The organism is Marinagarivorans sp., assembly GCF_982758155.1.
This window is the reverse complement of the sequence record NZ_CEXWTU010000393.1, coordinates 1-2,345: the sequence shown is the minus strand read 5'-3', so window position 1 is coordinate 2,345 and position 2,345 is coordinate 1. Positions and strand designations below refer to the sequence as shown.

At 40.2% G+C, this 2,345-nt stretch carries 3 protein-coding genes and 2 pseudogenes; all 5 read left to right on the top strand.

Features of this window, described 5'->3' with window-relative positions; translation table 11 throughout:
• Positions 1–371: pseudogene (locus tag AC3A8L_RS21220) on the top strand (tRNA (uridine(54)-C5)-methyltransferase TrmA); the annotation flags it as partial.
• Between the two features lie 201 nt (positions 372–572).
• Positions 573–1,166, top strand: a complete 594-nt coding sequence (locus AC3A8L_RS21215) for a hypothetical protein (protein ID WP_487964271.1) — start codon at positions 573–575, stop codon at positions 1,164–1,166.
• Positions 1,167–1,232: 66 nt separating this feature from the next.
• A complete protein-coding gene (locus AC3A8L_RS21210) occupies positions 1,233–1,823 on the top strand; it encodes a hypothetical protein (RefSeq protein ID WP_487964270.1) in 591 nt (196 codons plus the stop codon).
• A 78-nt stretch (positions 1,824–1,901) separates the two neighbouring features.
• Positions 1,902–2,114 carry a hypothetical protein gene (locus AC3A8L_RS21205; RefSeq protein ID WP_487964269.1) on the top strand — a complete coding sequence of 71 codons (213 nt, stop codon included), beginning with the start codon at positions 1,902–1,904 and terminating at the stop codon, positions 2,112–2,114.
• 1 nt (position 2,115) lies between these two features.
• Positions 2,116–2,345 (top strand): annotated as a pseudogene (locus tag AC3A8L_RS21200) (alpha/beta hydrolase); the annotation flags it as partial.

Below are 2,345 nucleotides of genomic sequence, written 5' to 3'. Positions count from 1 at the left end.
TGCGCTCAGCTCAATATAATTTTGCAGCTAATAACATCGAAAATGTCACCATTGTCCGTATGTCCAGCGAAGAATTTACCGAAGCACTGAACGATGTTCGGCCTTTTAGGCGACTAAAAGAGATCGACTTAAAAAGCTATAACTTCAGCACTATTTTTGTCGACCCACCCCGAGCTGGGTTAGATGATGAAACTGTAGAATTAGTAAAAGAATTTGATAATATTCTTTATATTTCCTGCAACCCAGAGACGCTAAAAAATAACCTGGAAAACATCAGTAAAACCCACACTATTGAACGCTTTGCCATCTTTGATCAGTTTCCCTATACCCATCATTTGGAATCCGGTGTTTTATTGAAAAAGAAACAATAAAAATTTAAAGCTATTGTCAGGGCTGAAAAGATAGCGCATCATTTTGATATATTTATACCAAATAACATTTAAAAAAATAATGGATTATTTAGATGGAACAGGAAGTTACCCCTCATTTAGACAAAACCTTAAAAAAGGATATATCTCAAACTGACGCAATACATCAAGTCAATTTGACGTATATTTAACTGTTAACCATCTATGAGCATCTACTCACCTACTGACTTATATGCCCACGTCGAAAAAGAGCGAAATGTGGTAGGCGACGAGGCGTTTGTTACAAATAGAAATTGTAATCGCCTCCGCGAAATGTGGTGTGCATCTTTATTTGGCCAAGGCTACGAGCAGCACGTAGCCCCATGTCAAATAGAGATCGCGGAAACTGATGAGCAAAGAGATTTTGATTTTCGGTTACATGCGCTTGGTGAAATTAATCCGTTTCAGATCAGTGAAGTTCTGGATGAAGGCAGGAGACGAAATCAGGAATATCGAAGTGGGTTTTCCGGCCTTGCTACAGATGATGGCGTCGTAGTTTCCAAGTACGCTCATCAACGGCTTGCATCGGCAATTCAGGGAAAAATCGACAAGAACTATGCAGATAGTCAAGAGTTGCACTTGCTTCTTTATGCAAATTTCATTGGCAATGAAGCATCATGGGCAATAATGGTAGGAAATTTATCTAGTCAGTGTGGACATTTTGCATCCGTGTGGATCATTACGGGCAGTGAAATATGTTGTATTTCAAGTGGCGTAAAACTTTATGGTTTCTCGCAGTGGAAAAAGATCAATGGTTAACAAGGCAAGCAAGAGGGACCGCCCAGACGGCGGCCCCTTCTTGCGGCATTACGTGTCCTTTGAGCAATGAGTGAAACTGATAGTTCTTGGAAGAAGTTTTTACATCCGGATACCCTTAAAGGTAATCTGATATCCAGTGCACTCTTTATTTCAGCATTTGAGATGTTCAATGAAGCTGTTATAGAAAAACCGAAGGCATTCTTCTCAGACGGCTTCGATCAGAATGGTCTTATCCTCGGAGACGAGTACAAGAAAGAGGTATCTTCTAAGTCTAAAAGCCCAATATATGCATCCTTATTCTGGTTTAAGGAAATGGAAGCAATAGATGACGAAGACATTTGTAGATTTGAGAATATCAAGCGACACAGAAATCAGCTTGCACACGAGTTACTTTCTTTTGTAACTGATCCAGAGAAAAATTTAGACAACACTCCCTTTACCGAACTTGTATCTCTGCTCACAAAAATTGAAAAGTGGTGGTTCGTAAACTTCGAATTTGGCATAGATCCAGATATGTTGCCAGATGGGGCTGACCCAAATGACGTGATCCCAGGCCCAATATGGAGCCTTCAGTTAATGTACGATATAGCTCTTGGTAATGAGCCAGAGGAAGGGTTTTACTATAAGAGTTTCGTAGAAGGTACACGTAACAAATAAATCAAAAAGGAAGCCCGTTCGGCGCGGCTCCCCTTATTAAGGGCGTTAGCAGTATAAAAAAATACAAGGAGAAATCACATGAAATGGTTGTTAGTTGTAATAATTGCTAATTCTCCCGTAGAAACAAATTTAAAATTTGACACGCTACAGGAGTGCTTAAGTGCTGAATCTGAAATGCGTCAGCAATGGGCAAATACCTTTAATAAAGCTTTAAAGCAAGACTTGCCAAAGGAATCCTTAGATATGATTAGCGGGCAAATGACTAGCGGCACTTGCATCCCTACGAAGTAGTATGAAAATTCATACTGCTATTGGCATCATCGCAGGCGCATGTAGTATTAATCTGATTCTATCAACAATGCTGCCCGGCAAAAACGATGGCAAGGTATCCGTAGAAAACACCGAACTTGAAGGCATGGCGGACCATATCTCTTTACCCGTTACTCACCCTTTTATGATGAAAAACAAGAAGGTAATGTCTCAGGTTTTGCACTTTCTAAGGTTCGGCACATTTCAGCGTGG

Bases quoted from the DNA above. Each gene is read 5' to 3' on its own strand.
- AC3A8L_RS21210 (WP_487964270.1), top strand. From the start codon at position 1,233: ATGAGTGAAACTGATAGTTCTTGGAAGAAGTTTTTACATCCGGATACC.
- AC3A8L_RS21215 (WP_487964271.1), top strand. From the start codon at position 573: ATGAGCATCTACTCACCTACTGACTTATATGCCCACGTCGAAAAAGAG.
- AC3A8L_RS21205 (WP_487964269.1), top strand. From the start codon at position 1,902: ATGAAATGGTTGTTAGTTGTAATAATTGCTAATTCTCCCGTAGAAACA.